Annotated in this window: 2 protein-coding genes; one reads left to right on the top strand and one right to left on the bottom strand. The window is 74.5% G+C overall.

The features are described 5' to 3' along the window. Positions 1–879, bottom strand: an 879-nt coding sequence (locus tag PV721_RS43095) for a Gfo/Idh/MocA family oxidoreductase (protein WP_319734290.1), incomplete at its 3' end; no start/stop codon positions are given. Between the two features lie 127 nt (positions 880–1,006). On the opposite strand from PV721_RS43095, the gene PV721_RS43100 reads away from it, so the two are divergent. Next, positions 1,007–2,021, top strand: a 1,015-nt coding sequence (locus tag PV721_RS43100; protein WP_319734291.1) for an ROK family transcriptional regulator, incomplete at its 3' end; no start/stop codon positions are given.

The raw sequence follows: 2,021 nt of genomic DNA on the forward strand, positions 1-2,021 counted from the left end.
CCCCCACAGGTGCGGGGGCTCCTCGCCCCAAGGCGTCTCGCCGTCCGGCCGCAGCCCCTCGCGCAGGGCGCCCTCCTGCGGGTCGAGGCCGTACTTCACGTAGCCGGCCCGCGAACCCAGTACGCGGAAACGCGGTCCGAGCTGGGCGGTGGTGGCGCTGGCGTAGAGGTGGGAGCGGATCCCGTTCGCGTGCGTGACGGCGATGAAGGTGTCGTCGTCGGTCTCGGCGCCGGGGCGGCGCTCGTCGGCCTCCGCGTAGACCCGTACGGCCGGACCGAACAGCACGAGCGCCTGGTCCACGAGGTGGCTGCCGAGGTCGTACAGCAGGCCGCCGATCTCCTCCGGTGCGCCGGACTCGCGCCAGCCGCCCTTGAGCTGCGGGCGCCAGCGCTCGAAACGGGACTCGAAGCGCTGGATCTCGCCGAGTTCGCCCTCCGCCAGGAGGCAGCGCAGGGTGAGGAAGTCGTTGTCCCAGCGGCGGTTCTGGAAGACGGAGAGGAAGGTTCCGCTGCGCTCCGCGAGGGCGGCGAGGGCGCGGGCCTCGGCGGCGGTGGCGGCGAGCGGCTTGTCCACGACCACCGCGACTCCGGCTTCGAGGGCGGTGGTGGCGAACGGGACGTGCGTCCGGTTGGGGGAGGCGATCACGACCAGGTCGAGGTCCCGGTCCCACAGCTCGGCGGCGGTGGCGGCGATGTGGACGCCGGGGAACTCCGCGCGGGCCTGGGCCTGGCGGGTCGGGTCGGAGGTGACGACCGTGTCGAGGGCGAGTCCGTCCGTGGCGGCCACGAGGGGGCCGTGGAAGACGGAACCGGCGAGTCCGTAGCCGATGAGGCCGACGCGGAGGGGTGCGGGGGAGGAAGGGGAGGCGGGGTTGCTCATGGAACCACTTTGGCAACAGTGTTGTCGAAGTGCAAGGAAGGTGGACAATGGACTCGTGAACAGGGGTAGCGGGGACGAACGCGGCGGGGTGAACCTGCCGGCGCTGCGCGGGTACAACGAGGCGCTGATGCTGGATCTGCTCCGCGGCGCAGGCCCGGCGGGCCTGGGCCGCGCCGAGCTCGCGGCCCGTACGGGACTGACTCCGCAGGCCGTCAGCAAGATCACGGCCCGGCTCGGCGCGGACGGGCTGGTCGCGGAGGCCGGGCGAGCCGCGTCCACCGGCGGCAAACCGCGCACCCTGCTCCGGCTGGTGCCGGACGTGCATCACGCCGTCGGAGTGCACCTGGACCGCGACGAGCTCCGGGCGGTACGGGTGGACCTGGCCGGCCGCGTCGTTGCCGAGAGCGGTGGCCCGCTGGACTTCGGCGCCGGCCCGGAGGCGGTGGTGGAGGCTGTCGTACGGGCGGTCGCGCGGGTCGGAGACCCGGCCGACCTGGGACTCCTGGGCGTCGGGGTGGCCGCACCGGGGCCGCTCGACCACCGGGCCGGGACGATGGGGCGGGTGACGGGGTTCCCGAGCTGGAAGGGCTTTCCGCTGCGGGGGGTGCTGCAGGGGCGGCTGGGCCTGCCGGTGCTGCTGGACAAGGACACGAACGCCGGTGCGGCCGCGGCTGCCGGGGCGTGGCTCCGGGCCGCCTGGCCGGATGCGGGTGCCGGGCGTGACGCGGATGCGGGGCGTGGCACGGATGCCGCGCCGGATGCGTATGCGTATGCGTATCCGTTTGCCGGCGGAGGGCCCCGCACCTGCGTGTACCTGCACGTCGGGACCGGGCTCGGCGCGGGATTGTGGCTGGGCGGCGAGGTCTACCGCGGTGAGCGCTCGGCGGCGGGGGAGTTCGGCCACCAGGTGCTCCTGCTGGACGGCCCGCCGTGTCGGTGCGGGGCGCGCGGCTGTGCGGAGGCGCTGTGCCTGGGGGCGGTGGCCCGAGGTGATCTTCCCGAGGCGGCACGGATCCTGGGCGAGGCCGCGGCCAATTTGGTCGCGCTGCTGGATGTGGACCGTGTGCTGCTCGGCGGGCGTGTGGTGGCGGCGGCGCCGGTCGTCTTCGTGGAGGGGGTCCGGTCGGTGCTGGCCCTCCGGG

Origin of the sequence: Streptomyces sp. MB09-01 (assembly GCF_033794505.1) — a bacterium.
GTDB lineage: Bacteria > Actinomycetota > Actinomycetes > Streptomycetales > Streptomycetaceae > Streptomyces.